Genomic DNA, 16,481 nt, shown 5'->3' on the forward strand with positions numbered 1-16,481 from the left:
GCTCTTAATTATTGAATATGACTGAACACCAAGCGAGCATGATCAGCCACTGGCATATTGGTACGGATCTTATTTGCTAATTGTAAATCAACATTTGCTGTCAGGACACCCGTTCCTTGTTGTTGACAAGCAACCACTTGTCCCCATGGATCAACAATCATTGAATGACCCCACGTTTCTCGAGTTTCATTGTGCTCACCCCACTGCGCTGCGGCAACCACCCAACACTGCGTTTCAATCGCTCGCGCTCGTACTAACACTTCCCAATGAGCACGCCCGGTTAACTTGGTAAATGCCGCTGGAATAACAATAATATCAGCACCTTGCTGACGTAATTCACTATAAAGTTGCGGAAAACGAATGTCATAACAAATCGATAGTCCCAGCTTACCAAACGGAGTATCGATAACTTTTATATCATCGCCGGCTTTAAAGGTATCAGATTCTCGATAACTCTGATGTTTATCAGCAACATTAACATCAAACATATGCATTTTATTATAATGCGCCTGAATTTTACCTTGATCATCAAACAGCACCGCGGTGGTGGTGATGCTACCATCAGGCTGTAAAATTGGCATTGAACCGATCAATAACCAAATTCCTAACTGATGCGCAAACTGAGATAATTGCTGTTGCAGCGGGCCATCACCAAGGGGTTCAGCCCAACGCTGATAATCTGCTTTGCTGCCAAAAACGACGGTATTTTCAGGGGTAACAACTAACTTAGCCCCTTGTAGTTGTAACCCTTGCATAAATTTCTTTAATTGGCTCAGGTTACCTTCAGGATCAGTGCCTGAGTTCATTTGTACTACACCAATCTTTGTCATGGCTATCTCCCTGAACGATAAATAAAATCAATCATATTCATTGCTACCATAGCCAAAGTAACAGCTTAAAACTTACTGTTCTCTGGTATTTTATATTCGCCTTCTAAGCGTGAGCGCTCAACCACTTTCGGCGCAGCTATCGGCCCGGTAACTTGGTAATTCACTTGCGTAATAACATCTAACACCGGTGATAATACGGTTGAGATCGCAAACACATATAATGCCACTTGGGGTGCGACAGCAAAGGCAGTCATTACCGGTAATCCTGAGGTGAAATCAGGAATAAATTTAACGTTAGCATTTACCTTTTCATCAATTAAGTTCACTTTACCATTGATATACATATCACCGGCTAACGCTTGCATCTTGATATTATTACTATCAAAAATACCATCTTTGATGGTGCCATTACCGCGAATATAGTTAAATGCTAAGCCGTTATCAAATACCCCTGAAAAATCGAGTTTCATTTTTCGAATAATTGAATCTAGACTAAATAACCCCAATAATCGCCCGGCACCACCGACACCGCTAACAATACCTTTACCAATATCAGTACTCACTTTGCCATTTAATGTACGTCGATCAATGCTCCACGGTGTACCTTGCCAGTTAACCATGACATGAGTATTAAATGGCGCATTCTGCACGCTGCCTGAAATACCAAACCTATCTAATAAGTCCGTACTATTACTGCCACTGATGACCACATCAAGTTTAGTGTGATTATGTTGCCTCGCAATACTCCAATCACCACTAGCCTTTAAACTCACATTACCGGATTTAATTTTAAGCTGTTGTAATTGCAACTGGTTATGCCGCTTAGTTAACGTCGCCGTCACCGCACCTAAGCGATAGCCTTGTAACCACGCATCAGCAATCGATAAGTCTATTTTTGGTATTGCTGCCATAATGCTACGGTCATTGGCTGTCACTACAGTTGAAGGTTGCTTAGTCGCTAATAGTGGCGTTAACAAGCCCGCTGGCGGCTGCTGATTTAATTGTGGCAAATTAAGATGTAACGATTTCAAAATCACGTTTAACGGCTGATTGTGAACCCACGAGATATAACCATCAGCTTCTCGTGACGCCAACTTTATCGACCACCCTTGACCACGTGTTGCTACGCTATTAACTTGATGCCAATCCAATCCGCCTAAGGTTAATTTAGCCACTTTTGCTGTTATTCGCGTTGGCAAAGGTAATGAAAATTCATTGCTGTGACTGATTGCTGAAGATTGAACCTTATTCGCGGGCGTGGTTTTTATTAAACTCAGCCATTGATCTGCATTAAATTGACGACTATTAAGCTGCACTAATTGCCCCTGCAATGGCTGGGTTAATAGGCTTCTTTTACCGACCGTTAGATTACTGGCAGTGATGTGAGGCACTGGGGTTAATAACGACATTTGAGCTTGATACGCCACATCGGGCAATAAGGCTTGCGCGTACAAATGAGATGCATCGCCATTAACGTGTACCGTCAGTGCTGCTGTAGCTTGAGGTTGCTGTAACGGATACGGTAATTGACTACGCACCTGCTTTAAAGGCAGGGTAGCCGCAACATTATAGCTAACATGTTTAGCGTTAATATTAACCCCAACTTGCGCTTGCCAATCACTACTACCTGTCACATTATCGGTCACAATTGACGGTAAATAGTCTTTTAATTTAGCAAGTTGCCATTGACCACCGACACTAACATTAACCTTATACTCAGGCGTATTGTTTACATGATCACCATGAAAACCAAACTGAATTGGTTGGTGATATAGCATTCCCGTCAGCCCTTGGGCTTTAATCGCGCTATTCTTAAAGCTCAAACTGCCATTGACATCGTCTATCGCTAAATGAGGCGTCGTTAGTGTGATTGGGTTATTTTTAAAATACACCTTACCGCTAGCATCTACGTCGGTACTATTAAACGGTATATTTAAATTCAATTTAGCGGTCACAGGCCCTGCAACCTCAATGGTTGTTAACGCACTCCCCACCGAGTCTGCTAACGGACTTTTGAGCATATATTGCTGAACTTGCGGTCCTGTTGCAGCCAGATCTATGGCTAACTTCAGCGCACCGTTTGGAGTGAGATCAGCCTCACCTACAACCTTAGGACTATAAGCAGCCAATGTTTTGACCTGATGAGAGTCAATGTACATTTTGTCATTTTCAAATAACAAATTAAGCTGCATATCGCGCAACAATGGCCATTGTGGATCAAAACTAAATTTGGCCTGCGTTAATGGTACAAATGCTTGAAACACACCATCATGATGCTGGTAAGGGAAATCATTCAAAGCGCCATACCACAGAATACGGGCTGATTTCACTTGTCCGCCTTTAATTGCCTTTGATAAATAATCAGTAAGATCATTACCAAGCGCGGGGCGTGGTAAATAACGCCACGTTTGACCCGCATCGACCACATTAGCCTCGCCATATAACGACAACCAGGTTGGCGCATTGGCAGGCATATCAACACGAACTTGACCTGCAAAGGTTAAATCAGGCGTCGCTATAGCCAGATGATCACTCCAAAAAGTGGTTACTTGCGCACTTCGATGCCAATAAGCTTCAATTTGCGCTTGATTGACTTTGAGTGGTTTGGCAAACACGCGCTCATAAGCAAAACTATCTGCGGTAGTATTGATGATCACTTTACCTTGCTGGCCATCGCCAGCAATAGTGGCATTTAAGTGATTAATACCAGGGATCCATTGCCACGGTTTAACACTTAATTGCTGCACCTTAAATGAGAATCGCGGCACGTTATTAGCTTGCCCTGCCACACGAATTTGGGTTAATAATCCACTCGGTTGCAGTTGCTGCAGCGTCTTAACCATCGAATTAGTCGAAGGCAGAAAATTGATTAAAGGTAATAATCGCTGTAAGGCAATATTACTTAACGCCAACTTCCACTGCTGGAGTTGGTTTTGATCACCAAACCGTAGTTGGCCTGCAATATCAAACGTTGGCCATGCAACATCATCGGTATAAATAGCAAATTTTTCAGTATCAATTCGCCAACTTCTTGAGCCATCAGCTAAGCGAATCGGCCTTAATGCTACCAACCCGCGCTTAATATTAATTTGATGTTGTTGGTCACCCGCTTGCCAATCAATAGTACTGTTATTGATCTTGGCTTGGCTGCTTTCAATCTGGCCGTCCTTTAACGCTAACCACGCCTCAACCCCAATTTCACTGTGAGTAATATTTGCCACTCCAGCTAACTGTTTATTAAGCCATGGCGTCACCGAAACATGCTCACCTTTGATATATAAACGGCCAGATAAGCTATTCAGCCCCCCCTGTTCTGAGAGGTTGGCTTTAATCGCTAACTGACCAAGATTGGTATTAGTAAAATTAATACTGCCTTGCGCTAAATGACGTCCACCAACATTAGCCCAATCAAGCTGCTTAATATTAAGTTGCTGCGAAGCGCCAGAAGGTGCCACAAATGATACTGATGAATCGAGCAGTTGAAACTCACCTAAGCGGGTAAAAAACAGTTGCTCTACCCGTTGCGCTAAACTGGTGCTAGCAACGCTAGGTGCAGCTGAAGACGGCTTTATTTTAGTTAGATCAACATTCACCTGACTGATGGTGACTTGTTTAAAAATAGGTCGTAAATGCAGGGCTGAATGCCAAATATCGAAATAAAACCCAACCTTGCCAATGGTTGCTAACGGCTGGGTATCATTTGGCGAAGATATCGAAATACCACTTACCGTTAAAGCTGGGCCAGCAGTTTGCCAGCGGCCTTTGATATGAGTTAATTTTAACGAAATATCCGCCTGCTGAGATACCCATTGGGCGATCGGCTGGCGGTAATCATTGAGGTGAGGAAGCAGTAACCTTAAACCGGTGATGAACGACGCTAATAGTAATGATGTGATCACTATTAACCATAAACCACCCCGTACAAGGCGTACGAGAATCTTGGGCACTGTTACTTCCTCATTGAGTACATTACATCATCACAACATCAAACTGCTCTTGAGTATAAAGAGGCTCTGGTTTGATTTTTACTTGCTTACCGATAAACACTTCTAACTCTGCTAGCGCATGATATTCATCACCCGCTAATGCATCACCGACGGCTGAGGATACATAAACCACAAATCGATCGGCATCATAAGCACGGTTTACGCGAGTAATTTCTCGTAAAAGTTCATAACACACGCTTTCAACCGTTTTAACCGTACCGCGACCTTCGCAAGACGGACAAGTATTACACAACACATGCTCAATACTTTCACGCGTACGTTTACGGGTCATTTCAACCAAACCTAGCTGAGTAAAACCATTGATATTGGTTTTTACGCGATCAAACGATAAGGCTTGCTCTAATGCCTGTAATACTCGCCGTTGATGCTCTTCCAATGCCATATCAATAAAGTCGATAATAATAATACCGCCAAGGTTACGTAAGCGTAATTGACGAGCAATAGCTTTAGTGGCTTCAATATTAGTATTAAAAATAGTTTCATCGAGATTACGACGGCCAACAAAGGCACCAGTATTAATATCAATGGTGGTCATGGCTTCGGTTTGATCAATAATTAAATAGCCACCAGATTTCATCTCTACTTTACGATCAAGCGAGCGTTGAATTTCAGCTTCAGTATCATAAAGATCAAAAATAGGCTGATCACCAGAATAATATTCAATATTTTCGGTAACTTCAGGCACGAATTCATCAGTAAACTCTTTAAGCTTATCAAACGCAACTCGTGAATCGACCTGAATGTGGTTAATTTCAGTACCGACAAAATCACGTAAAATACGCTGTGCCAATCCTAGCTCACCATAAAGCATTGAGCGCGGTTTGTATTTTGCACGACGCTCGATGACCTTACGCCATAAATGCTTTAAAAATGCTGCATCTTGAGCAACTTCATCAGGATCGGCGCCTTCAGCAGCAGTACGAATAATAAAACCACCAAGATGATCACAATGCTGCGCCACCGCTTTTTTCAAACGATCGCGTTCTTTTTCACAAGCAATTCGCTGGGAAACACCAACATGACTTGCACCTGGCATAAACACTAAATAGCGTGATGGCAATGTAATGTCGGTAGTTAAACGTGCGCCTTTAGTGCCAAGAGGATCTTTAACCACTTGCACCACAATGTCTTGTCCCTGACGAACGAGCTCTGAAATATCACGAACTTTAAATTGTTTTTTTTCGTTTTCAGCCACACATTCAGTGTGTGGAACGATATCTGACGCATGTAAAAATGCGGCTTTATCTAAGCCAATATCCACAAATGCAGCCTGCATTCCGGGTAACACGCGGCTTACACGTCCTTTGTAAATATTGCCGACGATGCCTCGCTTTGATTCACGTTCAATGTGAATCTCTTGCAAAACACCCCCCTCTATCATTGCGACACGCGTTTCACTCGGCGTCACATTTATTAGCAGCTCAGTGCCCATGGTTGCCTCTATTTATAACTTTAAAAAATCTTGCACCATGATGTCGGTTTCCACTAAGGGTAACCCCATCACAGCATAAAAACTGCCGTCAATACGGGTAATAAATTTGCCACCAATGCCTTGAATACCATAACTTCCGGCTTTATCTTGCGGTTCACCACTTTGCCAGTATTTTTTAATATCGTTATCGGACAAAGTTTTAAACCACACTTGAGTGGTCACTAAACAGGTTTGACTGTGTGATGATGTTGCTAAAGTGACGGCGGTCATCACTTGGTGCTGCCGTCCTGATAATAACTTCAGCATACGCGCTGAATCGTCAAAATCGACAGGTTTTTCTAGAATTTGTTGATCTACTACAACAATAGTATCAGCACCAAGGACTGGAATGTCGTTAACTGCTGCTTTTACGCCCGCAAATGCTTTATCGCGTGATAAGCGTTGCACATATTGTGCAGCAGTTTCTTGAGCTTGATGACACTCTTCAACATCAACCACTATGCGCTCAAAGTGATAACCAAGTTGCGTCAAAAGCTCCATTCGACGCGGCGAACCAGAGGCCAGGTAAAGTTGAATAGCTGCCATAATTATCCTGTGTTAAATAATAGGTAATTTAAAAATAGTTTATAAAATGATGTGGCAATAATTGCGCTAAAAGAACAAGGGGGAACACCGACTGGCTTCCCCCTATAATATTCATCGTCACTAGCGAATCGCTAATTTACGTCGAATGCGGCGTAATAACAAAAATAGCCATGGCCATAATATAAAGTTTAATAATGCAGCCCACAGCTGTTGCGGATAAAAACTAATATTTGAAACTAAATATTCAGCCCAAAATTCAATTAATTTAGCAGCCACTGATAATAATGCTATCACGATAGCTTGTTGCCAGAGTGATAAATTACGTAATACTCTAAAATTGAGCGCAATAATATACGCAATCACTGACAACATTAAGCCACGCACACCCAATGTTGAGCCTAAGGTTAAATCCCACAATAAGCCCACAACCAGCGCAGTACCAACATTGACTCGATGCGGCAATGCTAACACCCAATAACAAGTCACTAATACGACCCATGATGGTCGAAAAGGTTCAAGCTCTCCTGGCCACGGTACGGCTTGCAGCACTAACGCAAATAAAAATGATAACCAAATCCAGATTCGACCATGTGCTTTATTGGTTGGCATGATTTACCTTTTCTGGTACTGGCGGCACCACAGGAGCCGCTGTAGTTACTGCTGCTGGCACGACAGCTTCAATAGCCGCTGCTGGAACAGTCTTGTTAACCGTTGGCTGAGCATTGGTTTTAACGCGATCTGTTGGCCACACTAATAATAGATACCGCAAACGATCAAATTGCACCGTTGCTTTGGCAGTAATTTTTGCAAATGGACGTTTATTATCAAATGAGAACGAGGTTACTCGTGCTACTGGATAACCTTCCGGATAACGACCACCTAAGCCTGAACTGACCAGTAAATCGCCTTTCTTTATATCGGTGCTGCTTGGTACATGTTCTAACAATATTTGCTGATCACGTCCGCCACCTGTCGCAATAACACGAATATCATTACGAACAACCTGCACTGGAATAGCATTAGTAGGATCGATTAATAATAATACGCGACTATTATGTGCTCCGACATAAGAAACCTGTCCGACAATACCTTTATCATTAATGACTGGCTGACCTTCATAAACGCCATCAATACGGCCTTTATTAATCATCACTTGATAACGATAAGGATCAGAATCAACCGCCATTACTTCTGCTACCATTTTACGCTCGTCGCGAACAAATGGAGAACCGAGTAAACTTCTTAAACGCTGATTTTCTTGCTGTAATTGATCAAGTAATAACACATTACTTTTCATGACTAATAAATCACGTTTTAATGCTTTATTCTCTGTCAATAATCGTTGGTGAGAACTGAATTGCCCCCGCAGGACATCTAACATTTCACGCGGTAAATTAGCAGCATATTGCAGTGGCGCAACCGCCGAATTCAATAAATAACGAATATTGGCAAAAGCACCAAGACGACTATCGGCTAGCATTAAGCTAGCCGATAATAATATCGCAAGAAACAGGCGTAATTGCAGAGATGGACCTCTGCCAAATATAGGTTTCATATAACGCTATAACCTGTTTAGTTGAACACCTATGATAGTATTATTCTTCGCTGAAGAGATCGCCACCATGCATATCAATCATTTCAAGCGCTTTACCGCCGCCACGTGCCACACACGTTAGTGGATCTTCAGCCACAACAACAGGAATACCCGTTTCTTCAGTCAGCAAACGATCAAGATCACGCAACAATGCGCCACCACCAGTTAACACCATACCGCGTTCTGAAATATCAGAGGCGAGTTCAGGTGGACACTGCTCAAGTGCAACCATTACTGCAGACACGATCCCAGTTAACGGCTCTTGTAATGCTTCTAAAATCTCATTTGAGTTTAGCGTAAAGCTGCGTGGAACACCTTCTGCAAGGTTACGACCGCGAACTTCAATTTCACGCACTTCATCACCCGGATATGCCGAGCCAATTTCGTGCTTAATACGTTCAGCGGTTGCTTCACCAATCAAACTACCGTAATTACGGCGTACATAGTTAATAATCGCTTCATCAAAGCGATCACCACCGATACGTACTGATGATGAGTACACCACACCATTTAATGAAATAACCGCAACTTCAGTTGTACCACCACCGATATCGATCACCATTGAGCCTGTCGCTTCTGATACTGGCATTCCAGCACCGATTGCAGCCGCCATTGGCTCATCAATCAAATACACTTCACGCGCACCAGCACCTTGTGCTGATTCACGAATAGCACGGCGCTCAACTTGAGTCGAACCACAAGGTACTGCCACTAATACACGTGGGCTTGGGCGTAAAAAGCTATTGTCATGCACTTGTTTAATAAAGTGCTGGAGCATTTTTTCAGTTACGTAAAAATCGGCAATAACGCCATCTTTCATTGGACGAATGGCGGCAATGTTACCTGGCGTACGGCCAAGCATTAATTTGGCATCATGGCCTACTGCAGCAACACTTTTAGTTGCCCCCGCGCGATCTTGACGAATAGCCACAACAGAGGGTTCATCAAGAACAATTCCTTGTCCTTTGACATAAATAAGGGTGTTGGCTGTGCCCAAGTCAATAGACAAGTCATTGGAAAACATGCCACGAAGCTTCTTAAACATAGTCTTCAGCTATTCCTGCAAGCGTTAAAAAATCGTAAATTGCGCTCAATGTATCAAGTGCAACCAAGTGAAACAAGATATGGATCGCGAAACCGCGTCTAGACACGCAATTTATTTGTGCTATGGGTTGATTACGGCCGTTTCCGAGCGATAAATGATACGATCATTACCTCGATAACTGCCAAAGGTGACCAGCCCTGATGGGTCCTCATCACCAACCCCACGCCAATTAAATGTCAGCCATGGTTGATATTGTTTATTGTTTTCAGAACAACCAATATCAGCAGGTGCTTTATCGGCAATACGCATCCAAAATCGCCATTGCTGCTTTAGATATTCATTATTAATTAAATTTGGTAATGCTTGTAAGGCATTGTTTTTACCTTTAAGAACATTATCATTCAATGGCTTTAATTCAGCAAAACTTGTTGGTGGTATTAAAGGGTAAATAATTTGCTTACATGAATACTGACTATCAAAGTAGGAGCGACTGTCATCGGCATTAATTATAAACTGATCACCATTCCAATATTCAACCTTTAATGGCATCGTCAGCGGTTGATCAAACACACCATTGACATCATCGAGCACCATGCGTCCATAACGACTATCCACTTCACCATTTAGAGGCGCAGTTAACATTAGGGGCTGATTATAGCGCTGTAATGGCTGGGTCTTGTTGGCAAAATCTGTACAACCTAACGCTGAGCAGTCAATTCGCGGTATCACAGACAAACCTAAGCCAGTCTTAAATGGACCATCAGCGGTGGTTGTCGTTGTGGCTAATTTATTATTTGGTTGTAGTCGTCGTGTAAATGCCAGTTCGCCATCCTTGATAGTAAGCTGCGCTTGCTGCCATTGATGCTGCCATCCAGTGCTTAAATTAGATTGATCGAGCCGCATACTGATATCATTTAATTGTCTATTTTGATTAAGATCGACCGCAGTCAATTGCAAATTTTCTTTCAATGTCGAACCAAATGCGCCGTAATTACGTGTCGGATCACCAGCCGCATTTTGCGCTTCTACGGTAAAATCAACCTCAAAAGACTGATCCATATAAGTAAATGGTGTTGATTCCGTATGGGCATTGATGATGGCACTGTTTTTAATCACAAACTGCTTTGGATAAAAACGCCCAATCGCGCGCTGGCTAGGATTTATCGTCATACCAAGATAACTATCAGCTGTCATTGCTAACTTGACACTACCAACCTCACTCCAACGCAAATCATTAAAAATTATGGCAGAGTTATCATGTAACTCTGTATTTGATTGAGCCACTTTTCCAGTTAACTTACCTTGGTGACCTTTTGGAGGTGTATCAATACTCACAATAGAGGCCGTTACTGTTGCAACTGGCGCTGTTTGAGCAAAGAAGTTAGGCGTAATCGGTCGCTGACAATATTTATCATTACTAACATCAATAGCCTTATTTACCTTATCGCCTGGCTGCCATTGCAGCGGCTTAGCCCGCATAACAAAAGCATCACCAGCAGCAACTAAACCATTGCCACTGCTTGCCGTGCCAATAAAGCTGTCGCCTGCTTGAGGGCAAATCGCAAAAGTCCACGGACGCGAGTGCACACTCGCTTCGCCCACTAATCCTTGCGGAAGATCGGTAACTTTAAGTTGATTGGCTTTGGTCGTTATCAGCTCACAATAGTCACTGCTACAGGTTTTATCTTTAACGACTAAATTGACACTACCAGCGTCACGATAGCGCATTGATATCGACTCTGAAACACCATCAATAAAGTTAACTTTCACTGACGATAACTCATTGTCATCCCTCACCGCACCAACATGATATTGACCTTGAGATGGCGCTAGATAACGAGTATCAAACTCAAGTTGTTTAACACCACTATATTGAGTAATAACAGCATCATTAAGATTGGGTTGATTAGCACAAGCCACCGCTTTAACCGTTACCGAAAATGGCTGACCAGCAATAATATTATTGGTGTTCGGTGTAACGCTAAATCCACCCGGAATGAAACTATATATCCCTACCGGCTTATCACCCGCCATATCAGCAATCGATGCCGTAACAGTCACCGTTTCAGCGCCATTGGGTTGTAACCAAATAGCACTTCTTGAGTCACTATTTGTCAGTACAAAATCTGAAGAACCAACACCAAATGTTTGGGGATTATTAAGCTCGACATTACGCGCCCATTTACCGCCCGTCGCAGAGCTAATACTAAATGAGATATCACCTTTAAAATCAGAGTTACTAGCGCCAACTTTTGAGACTAAAAACTCTATTTTCTGAGGTTCACACAAAGTTGAGGTTGCAACGCTAGGAGTCATTGCTAATTGATATTCAGGTTGGGCTTCAAAGCACGTACTTTGACCAATAATTTCAGTCCGTAATTTATTTCTATTGCCCGTCATTAAAATCGCGGGCGCAGTCACTGCACCTGTAATAATTGTTACTTCGTGCTCCTCAACGCCATTCGACATTGATATATGGCGCTCAGAATAAATTAAAGCATATAACCGACTCCCCTTAGTTAAAGTAATAGAAGGTCGATTTATTGGCCCCTTTTCTCCATGAATAAAAATTTTTAAATCATCTGCAATCATTGAATTAGCGGCTAATATAACACTTGCATTCAAATCAAGATCTTGAAGATGTAATGTAGTGCCAACTGGAAATTTAACGGTCATATTGTTATATAAATAAAACTTTTTAAACCAGTATTCTTTTTGATCAGGTTTTATTTTCTCTACCGAAAAATCACCATCATCCATTGATGGCCATGTCGGTAATAGTTTTTTTTGTGCATAAAGCTTAGAGTACCCATCGGCGGGAAAACATTGCTTACCGTCACAATAATCATTAGGGTTATCATTACTGGTTACAGCGCTAAAACCTAATCGATGATGACCATCAACAAACGCAGCCCCTTTAATATTTACTTTATGAGAGCCAATAAAAATACCAGCTGAATCTTGCCAAGTTTGTGCTGGCCCCGGAAAAACGTCACACACTTCTTCAGCAACACGGCGCTGAAAGGCCATAAAGCCCACTTCTTCATTAGCATGTTTACGCTCAGGATAGTTATTTTCATTAAGATCTTCATCATTAACAAAACTGACTTTCAACCGCTGAGCTACCGCATCCGTTTCTACCTGACACAAACGCACCCAACCGCCATTGGAGCCAAAACGCGAATTTTTAGACGCCATAAATAAAATTGGATTCTGACTCTGATCAGAAAAATCGAAATTGGTATTATTTAGCGTAGTAAATCCCTTACATTGTTCTAATACAGGCTGAGTAACTAGCGCATTGCCACTATAATCATCTTTTAATGTATTTGGTGTCGCCGCCGTACCTAAAGCAAATTGTAATCCGCGATGAAAACCACTGCCCTCAACCAACAGATAACCAACAGTTAATGTTTTATTTAATACTGCACCAGTTTCTGAACTATCAACCCCTAAATAAAAATCGCCAAAATTATTATTGTTACTATCGTTATTACGTAGCATTAATGGTGTAAACCAATTTTTTTCAATATGACTGTTATCATCATGAACAGAAGAAGACGGTTGAACCTCAACAATCGCTCCTGGATTATTAAATTTATCAGGCACCGGGATCGAAATAAGTTTGCCATTTTTCACTAACTGATCGGCACTGCCTTTTTTTAGTGTTTGATTTTTATAAAGACTTTTAATACTGCCATCAAGGTTATGACGGATCTCTTTTTTAGCAGCTAAAATACGACCTGCATTACCTAATGCTATTTCGCCTTCTTCCATTGCGAAATAAGCGATTTTCATCATTGGTATTTTATATAGTTCAAGCTCTTCATTTAACTCAACATCTTTATTGGGTTCAAATTCATCACCATCTTCCAGCTCTATTTTATCGCTAATCAGCGGATACACCTGCCGCACTTTAAAGGCATATTTACCCGTTTGTTTTTTATATATTGCAGTTACTTTTAGTGTTGATGGCGCATCTAAACCATTGTTAGTAATCGTTGGCATTAAATAAACCAACGGTTTACTGGTAAAGTTTTTTTCTAAAACGATTTCACAATCGTTTTCAATACAACCACTTTCTTTAGTTACCTGATACTGACCAAAATCAAATACAGGCTCAGCAATAGCACTAAAACTCACTAACAATAAAAACAGATAGCTACCTATAATAGTTACAAATTTCATTGCGCCAATCCCTTAACCCACACTTGTTGCTGGCGAGCCACTTGATATTGACCACTACCACAACGTCCTGTACTACGCAGTTGAATTCTTCGTTCTGCACCAACCTCAGCATTGTCGTTAGCTGCAAACTCATCACATTTCACGCTAACCACACAGCCATCAAAATCCACCAGCGGGATCTGCTTAGAAATCACAGCACAAGTTAACATTTGCTTAGGATCACCAATCGGAAATAATTTATTGAGACTAATTTCAATCCCGCTGTGAGCGGCAAACCACGCTCGAGTGCCCAGTATTTCTTGGGTGGTGGTTACAGCTTGTGAGGCATTAATTTTGATCATCGCAGCGGCCATCATCGCCATCACGGTAATAATAAAAATAACCACCACTAAAGCGCTGCCAGTTTGTTTGATTGCTAATGGAGAACAATTACGGCGCATTCATCACCTGTACGGTATGGTTATAACGGCTTGATTCACCATTACGAGTAAAAGTAAATTGCCACGCGACTAATGCACTACGTGCAAGGGCGGCATTATCAATGCTAAACATCGACAAACGGCTATCGAGATATTGAGCAACTAATACCGGTTGTGATTGCGTGCCCGCATTATCGATTGTGGTACGGGTCAGGCTATTATCCTCAATGCAAAACTTAACACTGTGGGTATAGGTGTAAAAACGCTGTGCCAATGAACCACTATCAAAGCTATGCTGGCCATCAAGCTCAAACTGCCATTGATTAGCGGCTGCTCCTTTATTTATGGCTGTGACTGTCGCAACTTGATCACTAGCAACATAAAAATCTTGAGGTTTATGAGGGTTGATCACTAACTGCATCTGAGGTTGAAAAACAGGTACGGTAGCCTGCGTCACATAGCCGATGATCGCCGTAATATCCGTTAAGCTTTGATTACTATAATCGCCACTGAACTGAATCGGCTTAAACGATAAACATTGACCATTATTAATAATTTCAAGGCTATTGGGCACTGCATTTCGTAGCTCACGCGCGACCCGTTCAACCGCAAATCGCGCTTGAGATTGTAGTTGTTCGCGATCGCGAGTTTGTAAATAGCCCTCAGTTCCCAAACTAACAAAACGACCAATACCAATAGTAATAATCGCCATCACTACCATCACCATGATCAATTCGATCAAGGTAAATCCTTGCGCGCGCCGTAACTGCATTAATAGTTACCTCGGTATGCACTGAACGAGTAACGACCATAGCGGCCACTATCAACCACCATATTAATCCGCTTATAGTTATGTGGGGTTACAGCTATAGTCGAGTTAGGATTATTGGTGAGATTGTTATCGTAAAAAATAGCCACAGTTACCGTAAAATGGCTGTAGTCAGCAGCAATTGAATTTCCCAGCGCATTACTTAAAGGGCGACCATTGCCATCTTGACAACTCGCACTCTTGCCCTGCCAACAGCCAATATAATCATCAACCGTAGTAAGTTGCTGCTGCTCGGTATTGGCAACGAGAGTTATTGCACAAGGATTATCAATTTCAACACCTTGCAAATCTTGAGTGTCATCACAGCGAATTTGCTCACCATTATCATCACTGTTAGCATCAAATTTACGCGCCAAAATTTCATTCATCATCGCATTGGCTAACGCCGCGGCACGAGCTTGATAATGCGGCTCAGCTGATAGCGTAATTTGTGGAAATAAAAATCGGCTTAACACCACCATTGCCATCGCAAAAATAACCAAGCTAATGATCATTTCAATCAGCGTAAATCCTGCTTGCGTTGGATAACTTCGGCGGTTCATAAACAAACTCCGCTATGAATATAACCTTGCTGATTAATGCACATTTGCACCTGGTTATTATTAGTGGCAGTAAAGCTGATCTCGCACCCGGTCATACACTGGCGCTCACCTTGGGCATTGAGGGGCTGCCCAAGTAAATTAAAAGCAATAAAATAGTGGGGGGTGATCGTGACCAGATCGTTGGTGGTTATAAGATAATTGGCAGCAGTTTGCTGAGTAGCGCAACCAAATAACGATTCAGTGATGGTCAAAGAGGCACAGGCTAACTGTTGCTGTTGCATGGCACTAATTTGAATTTGACGAGCGATTGAGATCGCTTGATCGCGAATTAGCTCAGCGCTAAAACTTGATTGAGACGCATAACGACTGGCAGCCGTAACGGAAATAATGGCTAATACAATGATCACCATCACCAGTTCAATTAAGGTGAACCCTTGTTGTCGCGCCACAGCGTTAGCCTTTGCTAAATAGTATTTAATGATGCTATTTCAAATAAAAATAACATCATTAAATAGCGCTCCGCAGAGCGCTAAATATTAGTTAGTTGCTGCTGTTGAAGGCGTACAACCATCTCCAGGAACAACAACCGTTGTCGCAGCTTGAGATACACTCTTTGCTTGAGTGTAAGTTACCAAACATTCAGTCACGCTATCATTACTGTTATAAGTGTATTTAATTTCACTATCAGTTGGTATACCAACTACTTTCCAATCTTGCTCAAGACCGGTCACAGCGGCATTTAATGCTGCAGATGTAGCTGCAGGGTAACCATAAACAACAGCAATACCATCAACTTCTGTATCCTCAGAAGCTTCTTTGCCCTGAATCGCAGCCTTACCATAAGTGATCCCTGCTGCACCATCAATTGCACCTTTTAGGCCTTGCAGTGATGACGCACGCGCATCGTCTTGTAAGTTCAAAAACTTTGGTGCGGCAGTAACGGCTAAAATGCCCAGAATCACAATCACCACTACCAATTCAATTAATGTAAAACCGTTTTGACGTTTCAT

Annotated in this window: 13 protein-coding genes; all 13 read right to left on the reverse strand. The window is 42.1% G+C overall.

Translation table 11 applies throughout. The features are described from left to right. Nucleotides 1-8 precede the first annotated feature (8 nt). Complete coding sequence (locus G6R09_RS15170) at nucleotides 9-830, reverse strand: carbon-nitrogen hydrolase family protein (protein ID WP_065167056.1); 822 nt, start codon at nucleotides 828-830, stop codon at nucleotides 9-11. A gap of 65 nt (nucleotides 831-895) precedes the next feature. Continuing rightward, nucleotides 896-4,777 carry a YhdP family protein gene (locus G6R09_RS15175; protein ID WP_163923309.1) on the reverse strand — a complete coding sequence of 1,294 codons (3,882 nt, stop codon included), beginning with the start codon at nucleotides 4,775-4,777 and terminating at the stop codon, nucleotides 896-898. A gap of 22 nt (nucleotides 4,778-4,799) precedes the next feature. Next, nucleotides 4,800-6,269 (reverse strand): ribonuclease G, encoded by a 1,470-nt coding sequence (gene rng, locus G6R09_RS15180; protein WP_065167058.1) that lies wholly within the window; start codon nucleotides 6,267-6,269, stop codon nucleotides 4,800-4,802. Nucleotides 6,270-6,281: 12 nt separating this feature from the next. Next, the gene (locus G6R09_RS15185) at nucleotides 6,282-6,854 is read right to left on the reverse strand and encodes a nucleoside triphosphate pyrophosphatase (protein ID WP_065167059.1); all 573 of its coding nucleotides are present in this window, start codon (nucleotides 6,852-6,854) and stop codon (nucleotides 6,282-6,284) included. Nucleotides 6,855-6,974: 120 nt separating this feature from the next. Next, complete coding sequence (mreD, locus tag G6R09_RS15190) at nucleotides 6,975-7,463, reverse strand: rod shape-determining protein MreD (RefSeq protein ID WP_060998335.1); 489 nt, start codon at nucleotides 7,461-7,463, stop codon at nucleotides 6,975-6,977. Next, nucleotides 7,450-8,409 (reverse strand): rod shape-determining protein MreC, encoded by a 960-nt coding sequence (mreC, locus tag G6R09_RS15195; protein ID WP_082955662.1) that lies wholly within the window; start codon nucleotides 8,407-8,409, stop codon nucleotides 7,450-7,452. Before mreC ends, mreD begins: the two co-directional genes overlap by 14 nt. Before the next feature lie 40 nt (nucleotides 8,410-8,449). Further along, nucleotides 8,450-9,493 (reverse strand): rod shape-determining protein MreB, encoded by a 1,044-nt coding sequence (gene mreB, locus G6R09_RS15200; protein WP_036793121.1) that lies wholly within the window; start codon nucleotides 9,491-9,493, stop codon nucleotides 8,450-8,452. A gap of 120 nt (nucleotides 9,494-9,613) precedes the next feature. Beyond that, nucleotides 9,614-13,681 carry a DUF6701 domain-containing protein gene (locus G6R09_RS15205; RefSeq protein ID WP_163923312.1) on the reverse strand — a complete coding sequence of 1,356 codons (4,068 nt, stop codon included), beginning with the start codon at nucleotides 13,679-13,681 and terminating at the stop codon, nucleotides 9,614-9,616. Further along, complete coding sequence (locus G6R09_RS15210; protein ID WP_163923316.1) at nucleotides 13,678-14,121, reverse strand: MSHA biogenesis protein MshP; 444 nt, start codon at nucleotides 14,119-14,121, stop codon at nucleotides 13,678-13,680. The genes G6R09_RS15205 and G6R09_RS15210 overlap by 4 nt, the downstream gene beginning before the upstream one ends. Further along, nucleotides 14,111-14,872 (reverse strand): PilW family protein, encoded by a 762-nt coding sequence (locus tag G6R09_RS15215; protein ID WP_163923318.1) that lies wholly within the window; start codon nucleotides 14,870-14,872, stop codon nucleotides 14,111-14,113. Before G6R09_RS15215 ends, G6R09_RS15210 begins: the two co-directional genes overlap by 11 nt. Further along, entirely contained in the window at nucleotides 14,872-15,471 is a 600-nt protein-coding gene (locus tag G6R09_RS15220) for a prepilin-type N-terminal cleavage/methylation domain-containing protein (protein ID WP_163923322.1), read from the reverse strand. The genes G6R09_RS15215 and G6R09_RS15220 overlap by 1 nt, the downstream gene beginning before the upstream one ends. After that, nucleotides 15,468-15,920 (reverse strand): type II secretion system protein, encoded by a 453-nt coding sequence (locus G6R09_RS15225; protein ID WP_163923325.1) that lies wholly within the window; start codon nucleotides 15,918-15,920, stop codon nucleotides 15,468-15,470. The genes G6R09_RS15220 and G6R09_RS15225 overlap by 4 nt, the downstream gene beginning before the upstream one ends. Before the next feature lie 87 nt (nucleotides 15,921-16,007). Further along, a complete protein-coding gene (locus G6R09_RS15230; RefSeq protein ID WP_163923328.1) occupies nucleotides 16,008-16,481 on the reverse strand; it encodes a type II secretion system protein in 474 nt (157 codons plus the stop codon).

The sequence above is a fragment of the Photobacterium sp. Alg240-V54 genome (assembly GCF_900537155.1).
In the GTDB taxonomy this organism is placed as follows: domain Bacteria; phylum Pseudomonadota; class Gammaproteobacteria; order Enterobacterales; family Vibrionaceae; genus Photobacterium.

What these genes read in the sequence shown, in the direction of transcription:
- mreB (WP_036793121.1), bottom strand. Translation starts at nt 9,493, where the DNA reads ATGTTTAAGAAGCTTCGTGGCATGTTTTCCAATGACTTGTCTATTGAC.
- mreC (WP_082955662.1), bottom strand. Translation starts at nt 8,409, where the DNA reads ATGAAACCTATATTTGGCAGAGGTCCATCTCTGCAATTACGCCTGTTT.
- G6R09_RS15170 (WP_065167056.1), bottom strand. Translation starts at nt 830, where the DNA reads ATGACAAAGATTGGTGTAGTACAAATGAACTCAGGCACTGATCCTGAA.
- G6R09_RS15220 (WP_163923322.1), bottom strand. Translation starts at nt 15,471, where the DNA reads ATGAACCGCCGAAGTTATCCAACGCAAGCAGGATTTACGCTGATTGAA.
- G6R09_RS15210 (WP_163923316.1), bottom strand. Translation starts at nt 14,121, where the DNA reads ATGCGCCGTAATTGTTCTCCATTAGCAATCAAACAAACTGGCAGCGCT.
- G6R09_RS15215 (WP_163923318.1), bottom strand. Translation starts at nt 14,872, where the DNA reads ATGCAGTTACGGCGCGCGCAAGGATTTACCTTGATCGAATTGATCATG.
- G6R09_RS15230 (WP_163923328.1), bottom strand. Translation starts at nt 16,481, where the DNA reads ATGAAACGTCAAAACGGTTTTACATTAATTGAATTGGTAGTGGTGATT.
- mreD (WP_060998335.1), bottom strand. Translation starts at nt 7,463, where the DNA reads ATGCCAACCAATAAAGCACATGGTCGAATCTGGATTTGGTTATCATTT.
- G6R09_RS15185 (WP_065167059.1), bottom strand. Translation starts at nt 6,854, where the DNA reads ATGGCAGCTATTCAACTTTACCTGGCCTCTGGTTCGCCGCGTCGAATG.
- rng (WP_065167058.1), bottom strand. Translation starts at nt 6,269, where the DNA reads ATGGGCACTGAGCTGCTAATAAATGTGACGCCGAGTGAAACGCGTGTC.
- G6R09_RS15205 (WP_163923312.1), bottom strand. Translation starts at nt 13,681, where the DNA reads ATGAAATTTGTAACTATTATAGGTAGCTATCTGTTTTTATTGTTAGTG.